Annotated in this window: 20 protein-coding genes and 1 pseudogene; 4 read left to right on the top strand and 17 right to left on the bottom strand. The window is 46.5% G+C overall.

All coding sequences use genetic code 11. The annotated features are described in order from the left end of the window. Positions 1–49: 49 nt before the first annotated feature. A complete protein-coding gene (gene argR / locus RWX26_RS09480; protein ID WP_002920445.1) occupies positions 50–487 on the bottom strand; it encodes an arginine repressor in 438 nt (145 codons plus the stop codon). Positions 488–787: 300 nt separating this feature from the next. Here argR and argS point away from each other — a divergent pair, with 300 nt between their 5' ends. Continuing rightward, positions 788–2,476, top strand: coding sequence for an arginine--tRNA ligase (argS, locus tag RWX26_RS09475; RefSeq protein WP_314581199.1), 1,689 nt, complete (start codon positions 788–790; stop codon positions 2,474–2,476). Positions 2,477–2,507: 31 nt separating this feature from the next. Here argS and nrdI read toward each other — a convergent pair whose 3' ends face one another. The 4 genes from nrdI to malQ all read right to left on the bottom strand — a co-directional run bounded on the left by nrdI (position 2,508) and on the right by malQ (position 7,565). After that, positions 2,508–2,996 carry a class Ib ribonucleoside-diphosphate reductase assembly flavoprotein NrdI gene (nrdI, locus tag RWX26_RS09470; protein ID WP_314581198.1) on the bottom strand — a complete coding sequence of 163 codons (489 nt, stop codon included), beginning with the start codon at positions 2,994–2,996 and terminating at the stop codon, positions 2,508–2,510. A gap of 62 nt (positions 2,997–3,058) precedes the next feature. Next, the gene (locus RWX26_RS09465) at positions 3,059–3,577 is read right to left on the bottom strand and encodes a hypothetical protein (protein WP_314581196.1); all 519 of its coding nucleotides are present in this window, start codon (positions 3,575–3,577) and stop codon (positions 3,059–3,061) included. Between the two features lie 181 nt (positions 3,578–3,758). After that, positions 3,759–6,020: a glycogen/starch/alpha-glucan family phosphorylase gene (glgP, locus tag RWX26_RS09460; RefSeq protein WP_002917857.1), complete on the bottom strand. Its 2,262-nt coding sequence runs from the start codon at positions 6,018–6,020 to the stop codon at positions 3,759–3,761. 33 nt (positions 6,021–6,053) lie between these two features. After that, positions 6,054–7,565 carry a 4-alpha-glucanotransferase gene (gene malQ / locus RWX26_RS09455; protein WP_314581195.1) on the bottom strand — a complete coding sequence of 504 codons (1,512 nt, stop codon included), beginning with the start codon at positions 7,563–7,565 and terminating at the stop codon, positions 6,054–6,056. Positions 7,566–8,000: 435 nt separating this feature from the next. Here malQ and RWX26_RS09450 point away from each other — a divergent pair, with 435 nt between their 5' ends. Both RWX26_RS09450 and pulA read left to right on the top strand, forming a co-directional pair. Continuing rightward, positions 8,001–8,984, top strand: a complete 984-nt coding sequence (locus RWX26_RS09450; protein WP_002907713.1) for a LacI family DNA-binding transcriptional regulator — start codon at positions 8,001–8,003, stop codon at positions 8,982–8,984. A 117-nt stretch (positions 8,985–9,101) separates the two neighbouring features. Then, entirely contained in the window at positions 9,102–11,177 is a 2,076-nt protein-coding gene (pulA, locus tag RWX26_RS09445; protein WP_314581190.1) for a type I pullulanase, read from the top strand. Between the two features lie 43 nt (positions 11,178–11,220). On the opposite strand, the gene thrC is transcribed toward pulA, so the two are convergent. The 12 genes from thrC to RWX26_RS09385 form a co-directional block, all read right to left on the bottom strand. Beyond that, positions 11,221–12,705: a threonine synthase gene (gene thrC / locus RWX26_RS09440; RefSeq protein WP_314581189.1), complete on the bottom strand. Its 1,485-nt coding sequence runs from the start codon at positions 12,703–12,705 to the stop codon at positions 11,221–11,223. Positions 12,706–12,817: 112 nt separating this feature from the next. Further along, entirely contained in the window at positions 12,818–13,900 is a 1,083-nt protein-coding gene (locus tag RWX26_RS09435) for a LysM domain-containing protein (RefSeq protein WP_314581187.1), read from the bottom strand. Positions 13,901–14,343: 443 nt separating this feature from the next. Then, a complete protein-coding gene (locus tag RWX26_RS09430) occupies positions 14,344–14,967 on the bottom strand; it encodes a V-type ATP synthase subunit D (RefSeq protein WP_314581185.1) in 624 nt (207 codons plus the stop codon). Further along, positions 14,964–16,358, bottom strand: a complete 1,395-nt coding sequence (locus RWX26_RS09425; RefSeq protein WP_314581184.1) for a V-type ATP synthase subunit B — start codon at positions 16,356–16,358, stop codon at positions 14,964–14,966. The genes RWX26_RS09430 and RWX26_RS09425 overlap by 4 nt, the downstream gene beginning before the upstream one ends. Continuing rightward, the gene (locus tag RWX26_RS09420) at positions 16,345–18,135 is read right to left on the bottom strand and encodes a V-type ATP synthase subunit A (RefSeq protein WP_314581182.1); all 1,791 of its coding nucleotides are present in this window, start codon (positions 18,133–18,135) and stop codon (positions 16,345–16,347) included. The genes RWX26_RS09425 and RWX26_RS09420 overlap by 14 nt, the downstream gene beginning before the upstream one ends. Positions 18,136–18,244: 109 nt before the next feature. Then, positions 18,245–18,940 (bottom strand): GNAT family protein, encoded by a 696-nt coding sequence (locus tag RWX26_RS09415; protein ID WP_314581179.1) that lies wholly within the window; start codon positions 18,938–18,940, stop codon positions 18,245–18,247. A gap of 7 nt (positions 18,941–18,947) precedes the next feature. Continuing rightward, positions 18,948–19,268 carry a V-type ATP synthase subunit F gene (locus RWX26_RS09410; protein WP_002894448.1) on the bottom strand — a complete coding sequence of 107 codons (321 nt, stop codon included), beginning with the start codon at positions 19,266–19,268 and terminating at the stop codon, positions 18,948–18,950. Further along, a complete protein-coding gene (locus tag RWX26_RS09405) occupies positions 19,255–20,268 on the bottom strand; it encodes a V-type ATPase subunit (protein ID WP_314581176.1) in 1,014 nt (337 codons plus the stop codon). The genes RWX26_RS09410 and RWX26_RS09405 overlap by 14 nt, the downstream gene beginning before the upstream one ends. Before the next feature lie 10 nt (positions 20,269–20,278). Beyond that, positions 20,279–20,869 carry a hypothetical protein gene (locus tag RWX26_RS09400; protein ID WP_314581173.1) on the bottom strand — a complete coding sequence of 197 codons (591 nt, stop codon included), beginning with the start codon at positions 20,867–20,869 and terminating at the stop codon, positions 20,279–20,281. Positions 20,870–20,879: 10 nt separating this feature from the next. Then, positions 20,880–21,359 (bottom strand): V-type ATP synthase subunit K, encoded by a 480-nt coding sequence (locus RWX26_RS09395; RefSeq protein WP_002898768.1) that lies wholly within the window; start codon positions 21,357–21,359, stop codon positions 20,880–20,882. Positions 21,360–21,491: 132 nt separating this feature from the next. Beyond that, positions 21,492–23,447, bottom strand: coding sequence for a V-type ATP synthase subunit I (locus tag RWX26_RS09390; RefSeq protein WP_314581171.1), 1,956 nt, complete (start codon positions 23,445–23,447; stop codon positions 21,492–21,494). Next, a complete protein-coding gene (locus RWX26_RS09385) occupies positions 23,437–23,760 on the bottom strand; it encodes a hypothetical protein (RefSeq protein ID WP_314581169.1) in 324 nt (107 codons plus the stop codon). The genes RWX26_RS09390 and RWX26_RS09385 overlap by 11 nt, the downstream gene beginning before the upstream one ends. A 414-nt stretch (positions 23,761–24,174) precedes the next feature. Here RWX26_RS09385 and RWX26_RS09380 point away from each other — a divergent pair. Next, positions 24,175–24,262 (top strand): annotated as a pseudogene (locus tag RWX26_RS09380) (RpiR family transcriptional regulator); the annotation flags it as partial.

The raw sequence follows: 24,262 nt of genomic DNA, 5'->3' as shown, positions 1-24,262 counted from the left end.
AGGACTTCCGTCTCAAACCTCTCCATTTTTCCTGAAAAAACTGTGATTCTTACATTACTTCCTGTATTTGCTCCTCAATCTCCTGAGCAGCTGCCTGATCCCGGCAAACCACTAAAAGAGTATTAGCACCCGCAACGGTTCCCAGAATACGGCTATCCAGCGAGCTATCCACGACATTGGCCAGCACTGTTGCCTCTCCCAGGCCCGTACGAAGAACCAGACTAAACTCTGCCCTGGCTACACTCTCCACATGCTTGGCTAAAAACTCTATAAAATCAATCTCTTCAGTCTCATGCGCCAAAACATAATAAGTCAGCCCCTTCTTCTTAACCTTAGTCAGGCCGATTTCACGGAGGTCACGCGACAGGGTAGTCTGCGTTACATAAATCCCTTGCGCTTCCAGACGATCCTGAATCTCCTTTTGCGTTCCTAGCTTTTCTTCCTTAATCATCGTTTTGACTAACTGATGACGGTCATTCTTTCTCATTTTTACCTCATTATTGAATATTTAGAAGCTGCATTCATGAAGGGCACTTCATCCGATCAAAGGCTGCTTCTCCATCAATCTAGGCAAAGATTTGCAGGAATACTGAGAATAAACAAAAAACTTTAACCAAGAGTGTCAGGGAAGGAAGCATTTAGATGGAAAACTCATCTATAAATACAGGTTCTTATCCCTCTTATTATATCAGAAAAATTCCTATTAGCCCAAAAATTATTCCCAAAAAAATTGAAGATTCCTTGAAAAATGTGATAAAATAATAACAAAAGACACAAAGGAGCAAATATGGATAACAAACAGTTGATTGCCGGCGAATTGGCCAAGGTTATTGACAGCCTTGATCAAGACGCTATTTTAAATTTATTGGAGCAGCCAAAGAGCTCTGAACTTGGTGATATCGCCTTCCCAGCCTTTTCTCTGGCAAAGACTGAGCGCAAAGCTCCTCAAATCATCGCTGCTGATATCGCTGAAAAGATTGATACAGCGCATTTTGATAAAGTCGTTGCGACTGGTCCTTATGTCAACTTTTTCCTCAGCAAGGCTGAAATTTCTGGCCAAGTCATCAAAGAAGTCATCAAAGATGGAGCTGACTATGGCCAGCAAAGCGAAGGAAATAATCAGAATATCACCATCGACCTGTCCAGTCCAAACATTGCCAAGCCTTTCTCAGTCGGCCACTTGCGCTCTACTGTTATCGGTGATGCTCTTTCCAACATCTTCCGCAAGATTGGCTACAACACCATCAAAATCAACCACTTGGGAGACTGGGGCAAACAGTTTGGTCTCTTGATGGTAGCTTATAAGAAGTGGGGAAATCAGGAAGCTGTTGAAGCCAACCCTATTGACGAGCTCCTCAAACTCTATGTGCGTATCAATGCCGAGATTGAAAACGACCCATCTCTGGATGAAGAAGGCCGCCTTTGGTTCAAGAAGCTAGAAGATGGCGACCCAGAAGCAACTGAGCTCTGGCAATGGTTCCGAGATGAAAGTCTGACAGAATTCAACCGTATCTACGAACTCCTAGGTGTCGAGTTTGACAGCCTAAACGGTGAAGCCTTCTACAATGACAAGATGGACGAAGGGATTCAAATCCTCGAAGAAAAAGGGCTTTTACAGGAGTCAAAAGGAGCTAGCATTGTAGACTTGGAAGACTTCAACCTTCCGCCTGCTATGATTAAAAAATCAGACGGTGCTACCCTCTACATCACACGTGATATCGCAACAGCCATCTACCGGGCTCGCACTTACAACTTTGTCAAAAATGTCTATGTTGTAGGTCAAGAGCAGGCCAACCACTTCAGACAGCTCAAGGCTGTTCTGAAAAAGATGGGCTTTGACTGGAGCGATGACATGATTCACGTTGACTTTGGTCTGGTGACTAAGAACCGTCAAAAACTGTCTACACGTAAAGGAAATATCATCCTTCTCGAACCAACTCTGCTGGAAGCTATCAGCCGGGCTAAGAGCCAGATTGAAGCTAAAAACCCAGATTTGGAAAACAAGGACGCTGTTGCTCGTGCAGTTGGGGTTGGAGCAGTTAAGTTCTACGACCTCAAAACTGACCGCCGCAATGGTTACGACTTTGATTTGGAAGCTATGGTTTCCTTCGAGGGAGAAACAGGCCCTTACATCCAGTATGCCTATGCTCGTATCCAGTCTATCCTGCGCAAGGCGAACTTCCAGCCAGATGCAGAGGCTGCATACAGCTTGAACGATCCAGAAAGCTGGGAAATTATCAAGCTGCTCCAAGACTTCGGTCGCGTTGTCAAGCGTGCTGCTGATAACTATGAGCCATCTCTGATTGCCAAATATGCTATCAGTCTGGCTCAAGCCTTTAACAAATACTATGCACACACTCGGATTCTGGATGAAAGCCCTGAGCGAGACAGCCGTCTGGCTCTCAGCTACTCAACAGCTGTTGTCCTCAAAGAAGCTCTGCGTCTGTTGGGAGTAGAAGCGCCAGAAAAGATGTAAGCTTGATTTAGAACATCAAAAAACGAAAACCTCACTGGTTTTCGTTTTTTTCAATATGATACAGTTCTTCAATAATCCCTGCAACCTTCTTAATATCTCCCAACATGCCACGCATTTCAAAATCGGCCAAAACCGGAAATCCGAAGCGCTCTGAATATTGTTTAGCGGTCAGACAATATTGATTATTAAAGTTACGATTGCCGCTGCCAATGACGCCCAGACACTTGCTGGCATTCTGACCATAGGCGATAAAGTCCCCCACATCGGTTGTCAGAATTTCTACATCGCCATTGTCCACACCATTGCCGCCCTCCAGATAAGTCGGCAGAAAAGCGATAAAAGGATTGCCCATTTCAAAAAAGGGCTGCCCTTCCTTTACCAGGTCTTTGATATGAATCTTCTCCACCTCTAGGTTTGGATGCTGCTCCAACAAATAGTCTGTCAGCCGACGGACGAAACTCTCTGTATTGCCGCTCAAGCTGATGTAAACCAGGGAAACCTTTGTCATTTTACTCTCCATTCTAAAAAATAACAGATATTGCTTCTTAAAATTGTAAGCACTTATCTGTTATTTGTCAAATTTTATTCCTTTGCAGCTAGTTCCGCTTTCTCAGCCTCTTTTTGCTGCTGGATTAGCTTAAAGACGACGATGGAAAGATAAATTAAACTGATAATAAAGCCCAGCACTGTTCCTAAAAGAAGACTGTTTGAATGCGTCGCAATGTTCTCAGGGCTTGTAAATACCTTTCCTACAATTCCTTTCGATGAAATATAGACGTAAACTTGAGATAACAAACTGACTAGTATATAAACGATATAGCTAATATTAGCCATCTGCAGATTTTTTCTAACCAAAAAGACGATAGATGCTATTAACAGAGCCGTCATAACGAAAAAAATCAGCATATTCATTCCATTGCGAAGAAATTCAAAATAAAGTTTATTAAACTGATTTGTCTGATCACTCAACTCTTTTGAGAAACCGATTTGTGTATAATCTACCTCAGAAAACTTGGAGAAAAAACGGCTCCATACTCCCAGTAAAGTTCCGATTGCTGACAAGACCAGCAAAACATAAAGATAAATTGGTTTCTTTTTCATGAACGCCTCCTGTAAAGAAATATTTTCACTTATTATACACCGAAAAGGAAAAGCTGACAAGGCCGATTGACTTACACCTTTTCAGAAACTCTCACAATAGCTAAATCCTCATTCATATCTTCGATTGAAAAATCAAAGCCGAAACACTGATGTCTCGGCTTTTGTTTTGATTTAAAGAATATTAGCTATTCAAGTGCCATACTTCTTCTTCGTATTGAGCGATAGTACGGTCAGATGAGAAGAAACCAGCTTTGGCGATATTGACGATAACTTTGTCCATCCAAGCATCGCGGTCTTCATAGTCAGCCAGCATGCGCTCTTTGACTTGGATATAGTCTTCTAGATCCAGCAGGGTCATGAACCAGTCCTTGCTGATCAGTTCATTGTAAAGACGTTCCAAGCGTTCAGCTTTACCAACTGCCAATACTTCATCGCTGACGATAAAGTCAACCAATGGCTTGATAGCTTCACGTGCATAGTACTCACTAGATTTGTAAGCAGATTTTGCGTAGAGGTCAATAACAGTCTCAGAATCTTCACCGAAGATGTAGATGTTGTCTTCGCCGACCAACTCTGCAATCTCAACGTTCGCTCCATCCATAGTACCAAGTGTCAAAGCACCGTTAAGCATGAACTTCATGTTACCAGTACCAGATGCTTCCTTAGAAGCCAGGGAAATCTGCTCAGAAATGTCACCAGCTGCAATCAAGAAGCTAGACGCTGTAACATTGTAGTTTTCTACCATAACTACTTGCAGGTGTGGAGCCACTTGAGGGTCATTAGCAATCACTTCTGACAAGCAAAGGATGAGGTGGATGATGTCCTGTGCAATCGTGTAAGCAGGGGCAGCCTTACCACCGAAGAAGACAGTGATTGGACGAGCAGGGATGTTGCCAGCCTTGATGTCCAGATACTTGTGGATAACGTACAGAGCGTTCATTTGTTGGCGCTTGTACTCATGCAGACGCTTGATTTGGATATCAAAGATAGATTCTGGATTGATTTCCACGCCTTGGGCTTCCTTCAAGTGACGAGCCAATTTACGTTTGTTGTGAGCCTTGATACCTTCCAATTTTTCTTTAACATTTGCAGCGCCAGTAAATTCCAACAAGCCTTCGAGCTTAGTTGCATCATGGTGCCAGTCACGGCCCAGCAACTCATCCAGATAATGAGACAGACGTGGGTTCGCATGCATGAGCCAGCGGCGGAAAGTAATACCGTTGGTCTTGTTATTGAATTTTTCAGGGTAGATATCGTAGAAGGCCTTGAGCTCAGAGTTTTTCAGGATTTCTGTATGCAGAGCGGCAACCCCATTGACACTGTATCCGTAGTGGATATCCATGTGAGCCATGTGCACACGGTCGTCCTCATCAATGATTTGCACTGCTGGATCTGTGTATTTAGCTTTCACGCGCTTGTCAAGCTCTTTGATGATTGGTACCAGATGCGGTACTACTTCTTTCAAGAATTCCAGAGGCCATTTTTCAAGAGCTTCTGCCAGAATCGTGTGGTTTGTATAAGCAGTCATCTTCTGTACGATGGCAATTGCTTCATCCAGATCCAAACCACGTTCAGTCAAGAGACGAATCATTTCTGGGATAACCAGAGATGGGTGGGTATCATTGATTTGGATGACAGCGTAATCTGCCAAGTCGTGCAGGTTGCTGCCTTTTTCAATCGCTTCGTCAATAATCAGCTGAGCACCATTTGAAACCATGAAGTACTGCTGGAAGATACGGAGCAATTCCCCTTGCTTGTCACTATCGTCTGGATAGAGGAAGAGTGTCAAGTTGCGAGCGATATCTGTCTTGTCAAAGTCAATACCGTCAGTAATGATATCTGCATCCACTGAGTCCAAATCAAAGAGACGAAGACGGTTCTTAGTTTCTGTCTTGTAACCTGGCACATCAATATCATAAAGAGTAGATGTCAGGGTGAAGTGAGCAAATGGCACTTGGTAGCTGCGGCTAGAGCGAACCAACCAGTTTTGCTCAGTCAGCCAGAAGTTAGGAATCGTTGTCTGTTCGTTGTTTTTCAAAACCTGTTGGAAGAGACCAAAGTGGTAGTTCAGTCCTACACCATCACCATTGAGACCCAAGGTCGCAATAGAGTCCAAGAAGCAGGCAGCCAGACGGCCCAAGCCTCCGTTACCCAGAGACGGCTCCAACTCAACTTCTTCTACTTCAATCAAGTCCTTGCCAGCATCTGCCAACTCTTGCTTCACATCGTCGTAAAGTCCAAGGTTGATCAAGTTGTTAGACAAGAGTTTACCAATCAGGAATTCAGCTGAGATGTAGTAGAGTTTTTTCTTACCAGTGTTGACTGGCTTTTGAGCGCTGGCTAATTTAGTGTAGTTCAAAAGAGCCAGGTAGAGTTCTTCGTTGCTGCAATCAGCAAGATTTTTTGAATAAGTATTTTTGATATAAGTTTGTAAGTTTGACATGATTAATCCCTTCAAGCCTGATTCGGCTGTTCTTTATTCGTTAATTAAATCGGTATTCATACGACGGTAAGTCTTAGTCAAGCTGTAAAGCTCACCTTCGACGATTGGATTCAGCTCTTCAGCTGTCATCCGCCAAGTCCAGTTACCACCAATTGTGGATGGATAGTTCATCCGTGCTGCACTGTCTAATTCCAGCAAATCTTGCATGGTCGCAATGGCCATAAAGCTGACTGAAGAAAAGATTGTGCGCAGCATTGCATGGGGTACTGTTTCGTACTCCTTGCGGTTGGTGTACTGAGCCATATACTCGCGAGTAGCGTCGTCAATCTCATCCTTGTACCAGCCCAGAACAGTATTGTTATCATGGGTTCCGGTATACATGACTGAGTTGTTTGGCGCTAGATGCGGGCTGTCGATGCTTTCATCGTCAGGATTGAAGGCAAATTGTAAGATCTTCATTCCTGGGAAACCAGTGCGCTCGCGCAGTTCGATCACTTCATCCGTCATAAAGCCTAGGTCTTCTGCGATGATATTCAAATCACCCAAGGCTTCCTTAACTGCTGCAAAGAGCTTGTAGTCTGGACCTTTGACCCACTTACCAGAAGCAGATGTTTCTGAGCCAGCAGGTACTTCCCAGTAAGACTCAAAGCCGCGGAAGTGGTCGATACGGACAATGTCGTAAATCTTGAAGCTTTCACGCAGACGCTCAATCCACCAAGCATAACCATCCTTATCCATAGCTTCCCAGTCATAGATAGGATTGCCCCAAAGCTGGCCAGTTTCTGAAAATTCATCTGGCGGACAGCCTGCCACACAGGTCGGCTTGCCAACAGCATCTGTCTTAAAGAAGTGAGGCTGTGCCCACACATCAGCACTGTCAGCTGCCACATAGATTGGCATATCACCGACAATTTCGATGTGGTGTTCATTAGCATAGGCTTTTAATCTTAACCACTGCTTAAAGAAGAGATACTGGGTCACACGATGGTAGGTCAGCTTGTCAGCCAGCTTCTCACGATAAGAAGCGAGACTAGTAGCGTCACGGCGACGGATGGCTTCATCTGGCCATTCTGTCCAAGCTAGATTATCAAAATGCTCTTTGATAGCCATGTACTCAGCGAAAACTTCCAGCCAAGCTGCATTTTGCTTCACAAAGCTCTCATAGTCAGACAGATCGTCTGCTTTCAAGAAGCGAGCTACTGCTTTTTCCATGATTGGACGGCGAGCATCGAAAATCTTTGCATAATCCACTTTTCTAGGATCATCTCCAAAATCAGCTCCCTTAACATCCGCCTCGTTCAGCAGTCCTTCTTCTATCAGAATATCAAAATCGATAAAGTAGGTATTCCCCGCAAAAGCAGAGAAAGACTGATAAGGAGAATCACCATAGCTGGTAGTTCCCAGTGGCAAAATCTGCCAATAGCGCTGCTTGGTGCGAACCAAGAAGTCTACAAAATCATAAGCACTTTGGCCAAAAGATCCGATACCGTACTTGCCCGGAAGGGATGAAATGTGCATGAGCACGCCGCTTTGACGTTTTTTCATTTTGTCACCTCGTTATTTTTCCTCTACGTCTTTTCATTTTTACTTAATGCAAACGTTTGCGTCGACTTGATTATAACCTATTTTTTTTTTTAGTGCAAGGGGTTTTTGAGATTTTTTTCAATTTATTGGTTAATGGATATAATGCTCTTTTAGGACTCTCTTACAGCCCCAATTGTTTACCGTTTTTCTCTTCTTGCAAGCGTTCTCTTTTTGTGTTAAAATGTTCTTACAAACAGAAAACGTTTGCGTTTGTGGAGAATCCGCCTCATACTTGCTTTTTTGACCACAATAGTCAAGCAAAACCACTGTCGCTGCTAGCTATTTTTGGCACAGGTTTGCATGACTCTTAGAAAGCAAGTGCTTCTACTAGTAGATTTAAAATAGTTCATGTTATCGTAAGGATTTCCAGCAAATGCAGGCCTTTAGGAGGTTTTTATGCGAGTTACTATCAAAGAAGTCGCAAAACTAGCAGGCGTATCACCCTCTACCGTGACCCGCGTCGTGCAAAATAAATCAACCATCAGTGAAGAAACTAAAAAACGGGTCCGTGCTGCTATGAAGGAGCTGGACTATCATCCCAACCTCAATGCCAGAAGTCTGGTCAGCCAGTCCAGCCAGGTCATCGGCTTGGTCCTGCCGGATGACTCAGATGTCTTCTATCAAAACCCTTTTTTCCCAACTGTGTTGCGGGGGATTTCTCAGATTGCTTCTGACTATGACTATGCCATCCAGATCAGCACGGGGCAAGATGAAGAGCATCGCTTGGAAAATCTGAAGCAGATGATTTTGGGCAAGCGAGTTGACGGACTGATTTTCCTTTATTCTAAGCAGGACGATCCTTTGGTCGACTTTGCAGTCAGGAACAACTTCCCCTTCCTGATCCTAGGGAAAGCTGTCTCACCTTTCATCTCTCTGGTGGACAATGACAATATCAAGGCTGGCTATGACGCGACCAGATATTTCTTAGACAAGGGCTATCGAAAAATCGCCTTTCTGGCCGGGAATAAGGAGTTGGTCGTTTCCCAGGATCGTTACACAGGCTACAAGCAAGCCCTGAATGAAGCAGAACGACCTTTAGATGAACGCATTATCAAATTTGCCTTCGGCTTCCTTTTGGAAGATAACAGTTACAAGATTATGGAGGAGCTGCCGCTGGATGAGATTGAAGCTATCGTGACATCTGATACCTTGGTAGCAGAAGGAGCCCTGCACTATCTCAAAGATCAGGACTACCAGATTCCCATTATCACCTTTGATTCTCTCAAACCGCGCATTGATGTGGATGCCTATATCGATATCAATGCCCTCGAGCTTGGGAAAGAGTCTTTCCGGACCCTCTTCCAAATTATAAAGGACAATAAAGAAGACAAGCAAATCTGCTATCGCCAGTTGATCCCGCATAGCATCAGCACTCGCTAATCCGAGTGCTTTTGCTCATTTATCAACGATTCACTGAACGGCCTTGTCCCAACCCAGGACAGAGCCTAAACTCAAAACAATTACACGAAGAGAAACTGACAAAGAAAGAGGAAAAACATGGCCTTTCGTATTTTTCAAGCCTATTTAGATGACGAAAATATCATCACCATCGAACTGGAAAAGAGCTTTGAAGCCTACTCCATCCACTTTACACTGGAAGACAAGCACAGCTCCAGCCCTTTAACTATCAAAAATATCAACAATCAGGAAGAGCGGATTATCTACACCGTGTCGGCTAATGAGCCCATTGACCTGACGCAGTCCTACAAGGTCTATGACCAAGACCGCAACCATACCGACCTGCAGTACCGCCATATCGTGAAAAAGCCCATTTTCGATGAGATTTTTGACTATGCAGGCGACGATTTAGGAGCTCAGTACAGTCCCCAAGCCACCGACTTCAGACTCTGGGCACCTATTTCTGAAAAAGTCCTCCTGCATCTGAAAGACCAGGTTCACCATCTCAAACGTCTGGATAAGGGCGTCTGGCATACACGTATTGAGGGAGATATAGAGGGAGCCTCTTATTCTTATCTCCATAAGATCAATGGCAAATGGGTGGAAGTCCATGATCCCTACGCCCTATCCTCAGATGTCAATTCGGGAAACAGCTATGTCATCGATCTAGACAAGATTAAAAAGCCTATCAAACGAGCAAAAACACAGCTGAATCCGACAGAAGCCGTCATTTATGAAATGAGCGTCCGCGATTTTTCTATGCAGAAAGAAGCTGGTTTCTCCTATCCTGGGAAGTTTGCCTCGCTGAGCGAATCTCCAGTCGTTCACGGTCAGAAGTTTGGTCTGGACTATCTGAAAGAGCTAGGTATCAGCCACGTGCAGTTTCTGCCTGTCTACGATTTTGGCAGCGTTGATGAAAAGCATCCTGAGCTCGTCTACAACTGGGGCTACGATCCTGTCCAGTACAATGTCCCAGACGGCAGTTTTGCCAGCGACCCACGAGACCCCTATGCCCGTATCATAGAGCTACAGGCGGCCATTACTGCCTTCCACAATGCTGATATCAGCGTCATCATGGACGTGGTCTACAATCATGTCTATGATGCCAACAGCTATGCTTTTGAAAAAATTGTGCCCGGCTATTTTTTCCGACTCAATGACATGGGCTACCGGACCAACGGGACTTTCTGCGGCAATGATGTAGCCAGTGAGAAGGCCATGGCCCGCCGTTATATCAAGCAATCGGTCAAGCAATGGGTCAGTCTCTATGGCTTTGACGGTTTCCGCTTTGATCTAATGGGGATTTTAGATATCCAAACCATGCAGCAGATAGCTGACGAACTCAAGACGCTCTATCCTAACATCTATCTCTACGGTGAAGGCTGGCAGATGGATACCGGGCTGGCAAGTGAGCGATTGGCCCATCAGTACAATGCTGCCCAATTGCCAGATTATGGATTTTTCAGCGACCATTTTCGCGACAGTCTCAAGCAGACCATCGCCCAAGGCCGGCAAATCGAGAGTAAGACTCCTGCCAGTCAGCTTGAAAATGTCCTGACAGCCAATGTAGGTCTAAAAGGTGAGGCTCACTTCATAGCGCCTCAGCAAGCTATTAATTATGTCGAGTGCCATGACAATGCAACAGTTTTTGACTACTTTGATATCGTCAACCCTGCTATCACCCTACGGGATCGGCTGGCCAATTCGCGGCTGGCTCTCCATCTCGTCCTGCTGGCTCAGGGTGTGCCCTTTATCCATAGCGGTCAGGAATTTTTCCGGACTAAAAATCTGATTGACAACACCTACAATATGCCCGACGAAATCAATAAGCTAGACTGGCTGCGCTCCCTGCATTATACAGAGGATATTGCTTTTCTTAAAAAGCTGATTGCCTTTCGCAGGGCACATCCGTTGCTGCATCTAAAGACCAGCACCGCCATCAAGCAAGCCTGTCAGGTCAACTGGCTGACAGACAGTTTATTGGAGTACAAGATTCAAGACAGCAAAGAAAGTATGACAATCGTCATCAACTTTGGCAACCAAGAGGCTGTCTACGAAAACAAAAACAAGCAGAAGCTACACCTCCAATACCCAGCCATTGATGCCCAAAAACCAATCGCACCGCTAGCTGACATTTACAGCCTAGCTGGCAAACAGTTGATTGTATTGAAATAGATTATAAAACATCAGCCAATGAATAAGCTGATGTTTTTGTTTTTTACAATCTCAAATAATCCTCGACTGCTGCCTGCATTTGGTCTGCAGCGACCGTCGTTTTGTGGCGAACGGGGGCAGTTTCTAAGCCGTCCACAGCTGGTGGAAGGGCTACGCCAGAAAGTTCGTGCAGTTGGTCCAAAGCCTCGAAGTCACTGAGTCCTGTCTGACCGGTCACAGCTTCAACGGCTACAACTGGGAATTTATAAGGACTAGCGGTAGACGCAATAACAGTCTTGCGCTGATCACCTGTCTCTGCCAAGTACTTTTGATAGACAGCGGACGCAACGGCAGTATGAGGGTCTTCGATGTAGTTAGATGCCTGATAGATCCGCTTGATTTCAGCAGCTGTTTCTTCCTCTGTCGCATAGTCAGCCGCAAAGAGCTCTAAAATTTCAGTATCAAAGTCCGTCAGTTCATACTGTCCATGCTCATTCAGAGCCGCCATCAAAGCAGCTGTTTTCTCAGAGCTGTTACCAGATAGATGGAAAATCAAACGCTCCAAGTTAGAGGAAACCAGAATATCCATGGATGGACTAGATGTCACCTTGAAGCTCCGCTTCTTGTCATAAACGTGGGTCTTGAAGAAGTCAGTCAGGACATTGTTTTCATTCGATGCACAGATCAGCTTGCCAACTGGCAGACCGATTTGCTTGGCATAGTAGGCCGCCAAAATATTACCAAAGTTCCCTGTCGGAACGGTAAAGTTGACCTTGTCTCCTGCTGTGATTTCTCCCGTCTTCACCAGCTGAGCATAGGCATAGACATAGTAGACAATCTGAGGCACCAAACGGCCGATATTCATGGAATTAGCAGATGAAAACTGCAGCTTATGCTCCAGAAGACGAGCCCGTAGGTCTGTGTCATTGAACATGTGCTTAACATTGGTCTGGGCATCGTCAAAGTTGCCATCAATAGCCACCACATGCGTATTGGCACCTGTCTGCGTCGTCATTTGCAGCTCTTGGACCTTGCTGACACCGTCTTTCGGATAAAAGACGATAATTTCAGTTCCTGGAACATCCGCAAAGCCTGCCATAGCTGCCTTGCCTGTGTCGCCAGAAGTTGCCGTCAGAATGACAATTTTGTTTTCCAAACCGTGCTTTTTAGCTGCAGTTGTCATCAAGTGAGGCAGGATAGACAAAGCCATGTCCTTGAAGGCAATGGTCGCTCCGTGGAAAAGCTCTAGATTGTACTGACCAGCCAGCTTGACCAAGGGAGCAATCGCCGCATCATCAAACTTGCTTTCGTAGGCATGGTTGATACAGTAGTCCAGTTCTTCTTCAGAAAAATCATCCAAAAATGCAGACAAAACCAGCTTGGCTACTTCCTGATAAGAAGCGTCTTTGAGCTTGGCAAAGTCCAAATCGACCTGCGGATAGGTAATAGGCGTAAAGAGCCCGCCGTCTGTTGCCAAGCCTTGCAGAATCGCCTGACTAGCTGTTACTCTATTCTTTTCGTCGCGTGTTGATTGATAAACTAAGGTCATTCTCTCTCATCCTTTATCTGTAGTTCGCTTTATTATACCAAAATTTATCAGAAAATTCTCGCTTTTTCACAGAGAATATCAGAAAAAGCCCATTTCTGGGCTTGTATCCATCTTATTCATTCATAGATACGTGAACGTGGTCGTAATGGTTTTCAGTTACGCTGCCACGGTCTGGCATTTGGTTCCAAGTATTAGCTGGTCCATAAATGCTTTCAAATGGTGCATAGAACTGTTGCTGCCAGATAACGTAAGAGATTCCTCTTTCAGTCATGTTAGAAGTAACATCGGCTGCGACCTGGTTTCCTAATTCAGTATTCTCACCAACGATAAAGTCAGCCGCCAAGCCCTTACCATGGTCACCACTATCACCTGGGCGGTAGAGACTAAATTCTGTAATTCCATATTTAGCTGCTATCTCTTCTTTCAAAGCTGCAGTTTGTGGCTGAAGACCTTCATTAGCAGGATTGTTAGTTGTTACGCTAGCAGCATCTGTTACAGCTGGAGCATTGTAAGTTGTTGGTTCAACAGCGGCAGTTGCTTGACTGACCTGGTCTTGGCCTAATTCAGTCACTTCTTGAGTTGCCTCTGCTGGCGCTTCTGGACTTGCAGCTACTGCTGGTTGTGGCGCTGCTGCATTTTCTTCCGCAGCTGGGGCTGCTTCACTTGCAACTTCTGCTACTGGGGCAGGAGCTTCTTCAGCAGGCGCTGGTGCTTGGTCTGCTGGAGCTGCAACAGCTTCCTCAACAGCTGGAGCTGGAGTTTCTGCTGCTTGAGCCGGTACCGCTGGAGCGGCTTGTTCAGTACCAAAAATCTCGCTAGCCGTATAATCTTCCGTTACCAATCCTGCATTATTTCCTGCTTGGTAGCTTTGGATTTCTACAGAGGTAATTTCGTTGTGTCCATTTGTTGTAATAGTCAAAACAGTACCTGGGAAAATCAAGTCTGCATTGGCAATTTGGTTGATTTTAGCCAAGTCAACAAGGTCAATGTTCATCGCTTGAGCGATATTGCCTAAAGTGTCTCCATATTGAACAGTGTAAGTTTGTTGGTTTTCATTGCTCGTAATATCCGCTTTAATTTGCTCAACTGTTCTGGCAGTCCAGTTTTGTGGCTGCTCCTCAGCTCGCGTTGTCAACAAAGGCAATGCTGACAAAGCAACAGTTGAAGCCAAAAGTAATTTCTTATTCATTTTCATATGCAAAATGCACCTTCCTAATCATTCATGATACAAAAACCATCTTACCATAAATCTTCTAAGAAAAAAGCCTTTTTCGACCTATTTAACAGAACTGTCCGTCCCCTGTAATATGGAGATTTGTTTGTAACATATTAAAATTAGCAATAAGCAAAAGAACCTCGATTTAGAGAGGTTCTGTTTCTTTTGGGCTTATTTGAATTTTTTCTACTCTGGTGAACTGAACCCGACCTAAGCTCTGGGAAAAAAAGATAAAATCTCCTAGAAGCTGTCACTTTTTCGTCTATTTTCCTATTTTTGCTGTGAATAGATCTATTCAGTCTAGGTTAGCTCAGCTAAATCGAGCTTCGGCTAAAAACTCGGAAAAAAGAGAACTGAACTCGGATTCATCGAATCCATCGTCCAGTTCCTATTTTTCAGTCGTTTTTTAACGCCTCCGCATCTTATTTCACCTTCATCATTCGGACGAGGCTGGCGCGTTCGGCTTCTTCCAGCTTCATTTCGATGTAGTAGATGGTTTCTTTGAGGTCAGGGATAGTAGCATACTCTAGTCCGTTGACCCGTCGACGGGTTTTCTCGATTTCATCCGCCATGAGCTGGCAGCTTTTCTCAATCTCTGCCAGTCTCAGCAGGTCGGGAAGCAGATCGCTCATGCTTTCAATAGTTTCATCCATTTGGCTGTTAGACGCCACATAGCTATAAACCACGTCTCCCTCGTCATCACTGTATGAATTGTCAATATGGGCATGCATCTTGGGCACGCGCACACTCATAATATTCTCTGTTTCCACATGCAGATTGACTTCCCGCATGGGCACAGCAAAGATTTCCTGGACCATGAGGTCGCTCTCCAGTGCCTTGGCCATGACAAAATCCTGCAGGTGACCGACCAGAGCTGCTTCGACCTTTTGGCGGAGCTGATTGTTCTCACGGACAGACTCAATGAAGCGCCGCATCAGCTCATCCCGCTTGTCCTTGAGCAGTTTATGCCCACGAACAGCCGTTTTGAGACGGGCTTTTAAGTTATTCAGCTCCATCCGAGTCGGCTTGACATTGAGTCGTGTCATCTTTCTTCCTCCTTGGTCTGCGGCAGGTATTGGTCAATCATATCATCCTTGATCCGCTTGAGTTCTGTTCTTGGCAAGATGGACAGGAGTTCCCAGCCCAGATCCAAGCTTTCCTCAATGGTTCGGTTGGTCTGGAAACCTTGATTGATGTATTCCTGCTCGAAGCGGTCAGTAAAGCGCACATAGAGCTTGTCCGTTTCGGACAGGGCGGATTCTCCTAGAACGACAGCCAGCTCCTTGGCCTGCTTGCCTTGGGCATAGGCAGCAAAAAGCTGGTTCATGGTTGCAGCATGGTCACCTCTGGTCTTGTCCTCACCTGAACCCTTGTCCTTAAGACGAGATAGAGATGGCAGGACATTGATGGGCGGACGATAGCCGCTGTTATAAAGGTCACGCGAAAGGATAATCTGACCTTCTGTAATATAGCCTGTCAAATCCGGAATCGGATGGGTAATGTCATCCTCTGGCATGGACAGGATCGGAATCTGCGTCACTGAGCCTTTCTTGCCAACCAGACGTCCAGCCCGCTCATAGATGGTTGACAGGTTCGTATAGAGGTAACCCGGATACCCACGACGGCCCGGCACCTCGCGACGAGCTGCAGAAACTTCCCGCAGGGCTTCACAGTAGTTGGTCATGTCGGTCATGATGACCAGAACGTGCATGTCCTTTTCATAAGCTAGATACTCGGCAGCTGTCAGGGCAATCCGCGGCGTCGCAATCCGCTCGATAGCTGGGTCATTGGCTAGATTGATAAAGAGCACCGAGCGGTCAATGGCTCCTGTCTCTCGGAGGTCATTCATGAAGAACTCGGCTTCTTCAAAGGTAATCCCCATGGCCGCAAAGACCACGGCGAAGTTTTCATCAGAGTTAAGCACTGTGGCCTGACGGGCGATTTGAGCGGCTAATTCCTTATGAGGCAAACCAGAGCCAGAAAATACTGGTAACTTTTGCCCCCGGACCAAGGTATTGAGGTGGTCGATGGCCGAGATACCGGTCTGAATAAACTCATCCGGATAGTCGCGAGCTACTGGATTGATAGCTTGACCGTCAATATCCAGATATTTTTCTGGCAAGATAGCTGGGCCACCATCAATCGGCTTGCCCATTCCATTGAAAATCCGGCCCACCATGTCTTCTGACACTGGCAATTCTAGCGGGCGCCCGGTAAAGCGAACCTTGGCTTTTTCCAGATTGATACCGCTAGAACCCTCAAAAAGCTGGACCATAGCCTTGTCTTCTTGGACTTCTAGGACCTGGCCCTGACGCTTGCTGCCGTCATGCAGCTGGATTTCTACCAATTCATTGAAATGCACGCCAGCAACTTGGTCGACAATCATCAGAGGGCCGACAACTTCACTAACGGTGCGGTATTCTTTAATGACGCTCATTGTCTAGTCCTCCTTGGGCAAGAATCTGGTGCAGGGTTTCCTCGATAATCTGACTGAGGGCCTGAATCTTTTCCAACTGGTCTTCATGGATAAACTTGCTGCGAGCAATTCGGTCACGCAGCTCCACCGTTCCTTCCATGATTTCTCGGAAATAAGCCCCCAGCTCCAAGGCACGATTGGCCTCCGCATCAAAGGTCAGGATATTGCTCAATAAAGCCACCTGCTTTTTGAAAGAAGTATAGGTGTCAACATCATCAAAGGCATTCTGCTGCAGGTAGTCCTCACGAATCATCTTGGCCGCATTCATGGTCAGCCGGTCCTTTTCAGACAAGGAATCCAAACCAACCAAACGCACGATTTCTTGCAGTTCGCTTTCCTTTTGCAGGATATTCATGGCCTTGGTGACTTTTTCTGCCCAAGCAATCTTCTCATGCTTGTCGATATAGGCTCCCACTTCGTCTAGGTAGAGAGAGTAAGAGCTCAGCCAGTTGATAGCTGGGAAATGCCGGCGCTGAGCCAGCTGGGCATCCAAGCCCCAGAAGACCTTGACAATGCGCAGGGTATTTTGCGTTACCGGCTCAGAAATATCTCCACCCGGAGGTGATACGGCCCCGATAGCGGTTATAGAGCCTTCGCGCGCAGTTGAACCGAGTGTTTTGACCCGGCCAGCCCGCTCGTAATACTCCGCAATCCGGCTGCCAAGATAAGCTGGATAGCCTTCGTCACCTGGCATTTCTTCCAGACGTCCGGACATTTCCCGCAGGGCTTCTGCCCAACGCGAAGTAGAATCCGCCATGATGGCCACGGAATAACCCATGTCACGGAAGTATTCTGCAATCGTAATTCCTGTGTAAATCGACGCCTCCCGAGCCGCCACCGGCATATTGGAGGTGTTGGCAATCAGCACCGTCCGCTGCATGATGGACTGGCCAGTTGCTGGGTCAATTAGTTCTGGAAATTCATTAAGTACGTCGGTCATCTCATTGCCACGCTCACCGCAGCCGACATAGATAACAATGTCAACATTGGCAAACTTGGCTACCTGGTGCTGAACCACAGTCTTACCAGCTCCAAATGGTCCTGGTACAGCTGCTGCTCCGCCCTTGGTCACTGGGAAGAAGGTATCAATGACCCGCTGACCTGTCACCAAAGGCTCAACCGGAATCAGCTTCTGAGCAAAAGGACGCCCACGACGGACCGGCCATTTTTGCATGAGAGTCCCTTTAAAAGTAGCCCCGTCCGTCTGCTCAATCTCGTAAACAGTCTCTTCAACAGTAAAACTGCCAGCCGAGATATTGGTCAAACGTCCACTGACTCCGACTGGCACCATGATGCGGTGCTCCACAAGATTGGTCTCCTGCACCGTTCCCAGAATATCGCCAGGCTCAACCGCATCTCCGACAGACAGACTTGGAACAAAATCCCACTTAGTCTCTCGGTCTAGATTTGGCAGTTGGACACCACGGACAAGGAAGTCGCTCTCCGTGATAGTTTGGAAACGCTCCAAAGGCCGCTGAATCCCGTCAAACATCTGAGAAATCAGACCTGGTCCCAACTCAACAGACAGAGGGCTTCCAGTCGTGATGACCGGCTCTCCTGGACCTAAGCCAGAAGTTTCTTCATAAACCTGAATAGAGGCTTGGTCCCGCCGCATTTCAATAATTTCACCGATTAGCCCCAAATCGCCAACCCGGCAGATATCCTGAATATTCGCTTCCTGCATCCCTGATGCCAACACCAGAGGACCAGAAACTTTGACAATCTTTCCTTGACTCACAATCTTCCTCCATTCTTGGGAGATTTTTGTTGTTTCTCAATGAAAATCAAAGCTCAAACCAAGTAGTAGTTTGAATTTCATTTCCAAAGAGTATTATTGTTTTTTTATTTTAAAAATCAGATAAGGCTTTTATTTGCTGGCCCTTTTCGTCGAAATTGTCTGGGCTCAGCCATTTTTCTAGACGACTTTTGACGGCCGGCCAATCCTTGTCAATCATAGACAGCCAGTCAGTGTCTCGGTTGCGCCCTTTATAGACAAGAGCCTGACGAAACCTGCCTTCGTAGGTGAAACCAAGCCGCTCTGCTGCCCGCCTTGACGGCTGATTGAGGGCATCGCATTTCCATTCATAGCGGCGATACTCCAGCTCTTCAAAGACATAGCGTGCCAGCAAGTATTGGGCTTCAGTAGCCAGTCTGGTGCGCTTCAGCTTGGGCGAATAGGTCACAGCTCCCACTTCGATGACGCGGTTATTTCGGTCAATCCTCATCAAGGCAAAAGTTCCTAGAGCCTTGCCGCTCTCCTTGTCCACAATCGCATAGTGAAAACGATCCTGAGCCGCCAGCATCTGATCTAGCTTCTGGGACCATTCCTCCTGACTTTGGGCAGGATTTTGAAAGAGATAGGTCCACATATCCGCAGGAGAATCCGGGCCATACACTTCATACAAATCCGCCCCATGCTTGTCCTTGGACAGACGCTCGATAATAACATACTGCCCTTCGATTCGCTCCAGGTTAGGCAAGTCCCCCGGCTGAAAATCCGAAAGAGCATCCCCAATGGGCTGACCTAGTTGATTGATTCGCATAAAAACCTCACAATATATCTTGTCCGACAGCCTTCTCGACATTTTCATGAATCCGCGAAAGAGCCAGTCCCGTGCTCCCCTTATGGGTAGGAATGAGCACAAGAGCAGGAATCTCCAGCTGGTCGTAGTAGGCCAGAGTTTCTGGAATATCTGCAGCCATATCCTCCGTCAGATAGATAATGCCGAAATCTTCACGGGCGAGCCGACGCAGGGTATTGACCGTCTCCTGAGCTTCCTTAACCGGAAAGGTCTGAAAACCAATCAGCTTAAACGGGAGAATAGTATCACGATTCCCCACGACAGCAATCTTGTAGCTAGTCTTGTCCATAAATCGGTCGCATCCTTTCTCTGATAAGCTCTACCGGCAGCTGATTGTCCATACCTGTCAAAATCAGCCGCAGATTCTTGACTTCCAGCTCCTTGCCCAGCAGATAGCGGGCCAGAGGAAGCGGGCCATCTGTCTCAAACTGACCAGCCGCCAGCAACTTAGCCTGCAAGAGGTCCGCTAGATATTCTAGCTCTACTGTCGTCAAGGTCTGGTTCCGCATTTTTTCCTCATAGGAGCGCAGATCCAGATCGTAACCGCAGGGATTGACCTGGCTAAACCAAGTCAAGAAATCCCCCTGCTCTGCCATGGCAATCCAGTTGGCAGCAGAGAGGCTCCCTTCATCAGACAGGAGCTGCCTCATAAAGCTGCGCGGTTTTCCCAAGTCAACAGCCCGCTTAACGGTGATGGCATTATAAAAATCAATAGTCAGATTCACCAACTGCAGCAGGCTCTCATCTTTCAACTCCTGTGTCAGGCGCTTGAGATGCTGGAAATAAGCCATGTCCATACCAATCTCAAGCACGCGCACATCCTGATAATCCTGATATTCCTGCCAGGTCGCAAGCACCTCGTCCAGCATGAAATCCGGACAATACTCAGCCGAAAAGGCCATAACTAGGTGCTCTAAAACCTCCAGCGAATAGGTCCCCACTGGCATCAGCAAATGCTCCAAGGACTGACCTGTCGCCCGACCTTTAAGAAAAACTTTGAGATTGTGGTAGGTGTAGCGGAGCGTAAAAATCTCCACCAGCTCCTTACTAGGACTAATCTCAAGCGCCCAATTATAAACGGAATACAAATGCTTCATCAGCACCTGCTCAATGGCATTGAGATCCTTAATCGCTTCAGCATCCATGGCGTAGACCGTTCCCTGCAGAAGAGCCGAACGGCTGGCAGCATCGTCAGCCTGCAGCAATTGATCATATTGCTGGGGCGTCAAAAAGAAAGCCTCCTGCACACTAATGGCTGTATTGACTTGAGAGAAGCTTGTTTCACTCATGGTCCGCCTCCTATTCTGCCTGGTCTTTGAAAATGTCCTGAGCCAGACGGTAGCTTTCCTCCTGCCAGACAGAGTCCAGCAAGTCGCGATAGAGATAACTATCATCCACCCGTCCTTGGCTCAGCACAAAGCCTGCCTGGCCTGCTATGGAATGATCTGAAAAATGCACTTGCGGAAAGGCCTTTTTCAAGTCTTCTAACTGGCTGGAGCTCAATTTCTCAGCTGATAGAGCACCGAAAACCAGCGTCAACTCTTCCTCTGGATATTTAGTCAAGACACTCTTTAGAAACTGCTCTTCTTCAGCTGGTGACCAAGCCGTCATCTGAGCATAGGCTTCCTCAAAAAGCTCTCTGAGAACCCGCTGCTTGATGACCAGAGTAGACTGGCGCTTTTGATTTTCCAGCTGCTGAATATCGCGCTGACTGCGCCGGCCGATTTCTTTCAGCTGCTGCTCTCGCTGTCCAAGCTTTTGCCGAACCAGCTGGGCCTCGCGTTCCTTGGCTTCCTGTTCTATTTTCTCAGTAGCCTCGGCCAAAAGCAGACGCCCCTTTTCGTGAGCCTGCTCCAAGACAGAAGCTTTGAGATCTGATATGTCAGACATAAAAGCCTCCTTACTTCACATTCAGAACCATGATGAAGGATACAACGAAGGCCAAGATAGCGTAGGTTTCAACCATGGCCGCTAGGATAACCCCTTTCATGACCTCTTCCGGACGCTTGGCCAAAATCTGAATACCAGCTGTCGCCACTCGTCCTTGATGCTTGGCTGAAAAGTAACCAACAATGGCAACTGGCAAAGCAGCTAAGAAATAAGCTACGCCTGATTGCAGAGCCAATTCCGGCTTGATATTAAAGAAGACGGTAATCCCGATAACAAAGCCGTAGAGACCTTGGGTACCTGGCAAAAGCTGTAAGATCAGAGCTTGAGCGAATTTTTCCGGCTGTTCTTTCAAGAGGGCCGCTGCTGCCTGACCAGTGCTTCCAACACCCAGCGCTGAACCCATTCCACTGAGAAAGACCGCCAAAGCTACTCCCAGACCTGCAAAAAAGGCGCCGCCGTAAGTTCCAAAATATGATGCTAAATGTTCCATGATTTACTCCTATGAAAATGCTGTAATCGTCGTATAATCAACAGCTAGTTGAATGAATAATGCTTGTTTTGATGTTGTAGAAAGTGTTTTTCTAAAGATGAGCTTCTCATCTCTTACCATAGTTCCTAATCTTTATTTCTTGCTTTGCTGAACGTATTTCTCACTAGGCTTGAGCGGAGTGAAAGGCTTGCCGCCACCGTCGTAGAATTTCCCGAAGAATTCCACAAAAATCAAACGCGCTCCGTGTACATAACCGGACAGAAAAGATAGAAACATATTGACCAAATGCAGGGCAATAAAGAGCAGAATGCCAATGCTAAAGCGAGCGACAGGTGGAAAAAGGCTGACAATCAAGTTAAAAGCCGAGCCAATGCTGGCCCCCGAAAGCCCCAGAGCCATCAGCCGTGTAAAGCTGACAAGGTCCCCTACATAACCACTGACATTGTAGAGATTAAAGAGACCTGAGCCCAATCCTGCCAAGCTCTTAGCACTGACAATGGATACTGCCAGTATGCCCAGAGCATTGATGATAGCCAGCCACTGACCAATCGTTGCAGCAAAGGCCAAGGATGGGAAGAAATTTCCCAAGGCCAAGAGTAGCAGCCCCAGCAAAATCAGCACCCAAGCAAAGCCTGCATTATAAGCTTCCGCATAATCCTTGAGGCGGATATTTTTCAGACCGCTGAGGAAAAGGCCCGCCAGCACTGTAACAAAGCCAAAGACGACCGAAATAACCAGAATCGTCATGGCATCAGAGCTGGTACTGATCAGAGCAAAGGGCAGTTCAAAGCCAAAGAAAGAGCCATAAACCAGCCCCCAGATGATGACTGCCACACCCAACAGGCGGAAGAATCGCAGATTCTTAGCCAGTCCCGACTTGACATGCAAGAATTGCAGCGCCAGACTGGTGCCTACAAAGAGCAAGAGACCGTAGCCGATGTCAGCGACCATCATCCCAAAGAATACAAAATAAAAGAGGGAAACGACGGGGGTTGGATCCTTATCACCATACTTAGGCAGGGAATACATCTCCGTCACTAGCTCGAAGGGCTCCACCAAGACATTGTTTTTAAGCTTGGTCGGAACCTTATCTTCCTCATCCTGTCGAATCTCTCTGGTCTGGATGAGAATGCTCTGACCAAACTGCTCTGTCAAGCAAGCCTCAAGAGCTTGAACTTGATTGCTTTCGATCCAGCCTTCCAAGGCTGCCAGATTTTGCGTACTGGCTAACTGATTTTTACTTTCTTGACGGGAGGAGAGATTGCAGAGATAGTCCAGCTGAACCTTGAGCTGATCCAGTTCATTCTTGGAAGCTGCCAGACTCTTGGTCATAGCATCTGCCACAGCCTCTTGCTGTCGAATATTGGCCTTGAGTTGGGTTACCCTCTCAGAGGGCAACTCTGCATGGTCGTACTCAAAAGGCTTAAAACCGTACTCTTTCAGGATTTTGCGAACTTCTTCCAGAGAGCCTGTCTTATAAAAGACAAGAACCCCATGCTCCGTATCATCGGTAAAGACTTCCTGAAACTTCAGGTCGGGATGTGCTCCCAAAGTCAGACGCAGAGCATCGTCGTCAGTATTAGGAATCGTCCCAATCAAAGCTCCCAGATGACTGAAAGTCGCAGCTGCTTGCGGTGTTAGCTCCAAAGGCTCCCACTTCTCCAGCGCAGCCACTTCCAAGCGGTCAGCTTCTATCTGTTCCTTGGCCTCTTGCAAGACCTTGAGCTGCTTGCTGATTCCTTCTAATAGCGCCACCTCATCCCGAGCCTTCCCTGCCTGCTCTAAAGCAGCAAAGGACAGCTCCAAAGGCTCTTCTTTTAAGGATTCCAGCAGTTTCTTTTTGGGCATAAATGGCTCCAGCTCTGCAATTAGCCGTTCCAATTTCTCCTGACGACTGAGCAAATCCTGCTGAGATAACTGCTGATCTGGCTGGCCGACTAAAGCCTGCTCAAAGGCTGCCTGCCAGTCCTCTTCCTGCCGCAAGTCATGAATCTGAACCGACTCTAAACCCTGTAGGTAAAAGAGAAGCTGGTCCAGCAGTTCCTTGGGCAGAAGCAGAGACAGCTGTCGCATTTGACTAATGGCCATAGGCTTCTACCACCTTCTCTACAATGGCTCGCGCCAAGTCTGCTTTTTTATCCGTCAGCGCAGCCGCAACCTTGTCCTCATTTTGCTGGGTTGTCTGCTCCAAGTCTTGCTGCAGGTGCACCAACTGTTGCTGGGAAGTCGCAGTTAATTCCTCTGCCAGCTTCTGCGTTTCAGCGTCATAAGTTAGACCTAGCTGCCTGAGATTTTCATCTACCTGCTGTCGCAACTCCTGAGTCTGCTTCCTGTAGCCCATCAAAACTTCTTCTGCAGCAGTCTCAATTTCCTGCATTTTTTCAAGTGTTTCATTGGCCATCTATTCACCCCCTCGTTTTCAAAAACCTTCGAAAACGGATTTTAAAATCCGCATTCCTGGCTGACTGTCCCGCATCTGGTACAGTCAGCTTCTAGAATACAGCTTCGTACTTGCATAAATTATAACATATTTTCAGAAAAACAGTCAGAGATTGCTAAACATCCATCTCAAACTGATAGGAAAAGCCAATATAGATTTGATTCATTTCAATACTTACAAATCAGTCTCAGCTGTACACTCTTGATAAGTTTCAGTCTTGCAAACGGTTTATTTGTCTATAACTATGTTATAATATAAACAAATTCTAAGACAAATATAGAATAGCAGAAAAGTAAAAGTGGCTTCAAATGTACCTTCCAGCCAGAACAGCCCTTAAACTTTTAATAAACATTATCCCATGAAGAAAGTGATTTTATGAGTCAGCAGAATATCTTGGCCATCATTGAAAGCCATCTTGACAAGATGACCGACTTGGAACAGAGGATTGGTCACTATTTTTTGG

Origin of the sequence: uncultured Streptococcus sp. (assembly GCF_963536705.1) — a bacterium.
Lineage (GTDB): Bacteria > Bacillota > Bacilli > Lactobacillales > Streptococcaceae > Streptococcus.
The sequence above is the reverse complement of the archived record's forward strand: the minus strand, read 5'-3'. Positions and strand labels throughout refer to the sequence as shown.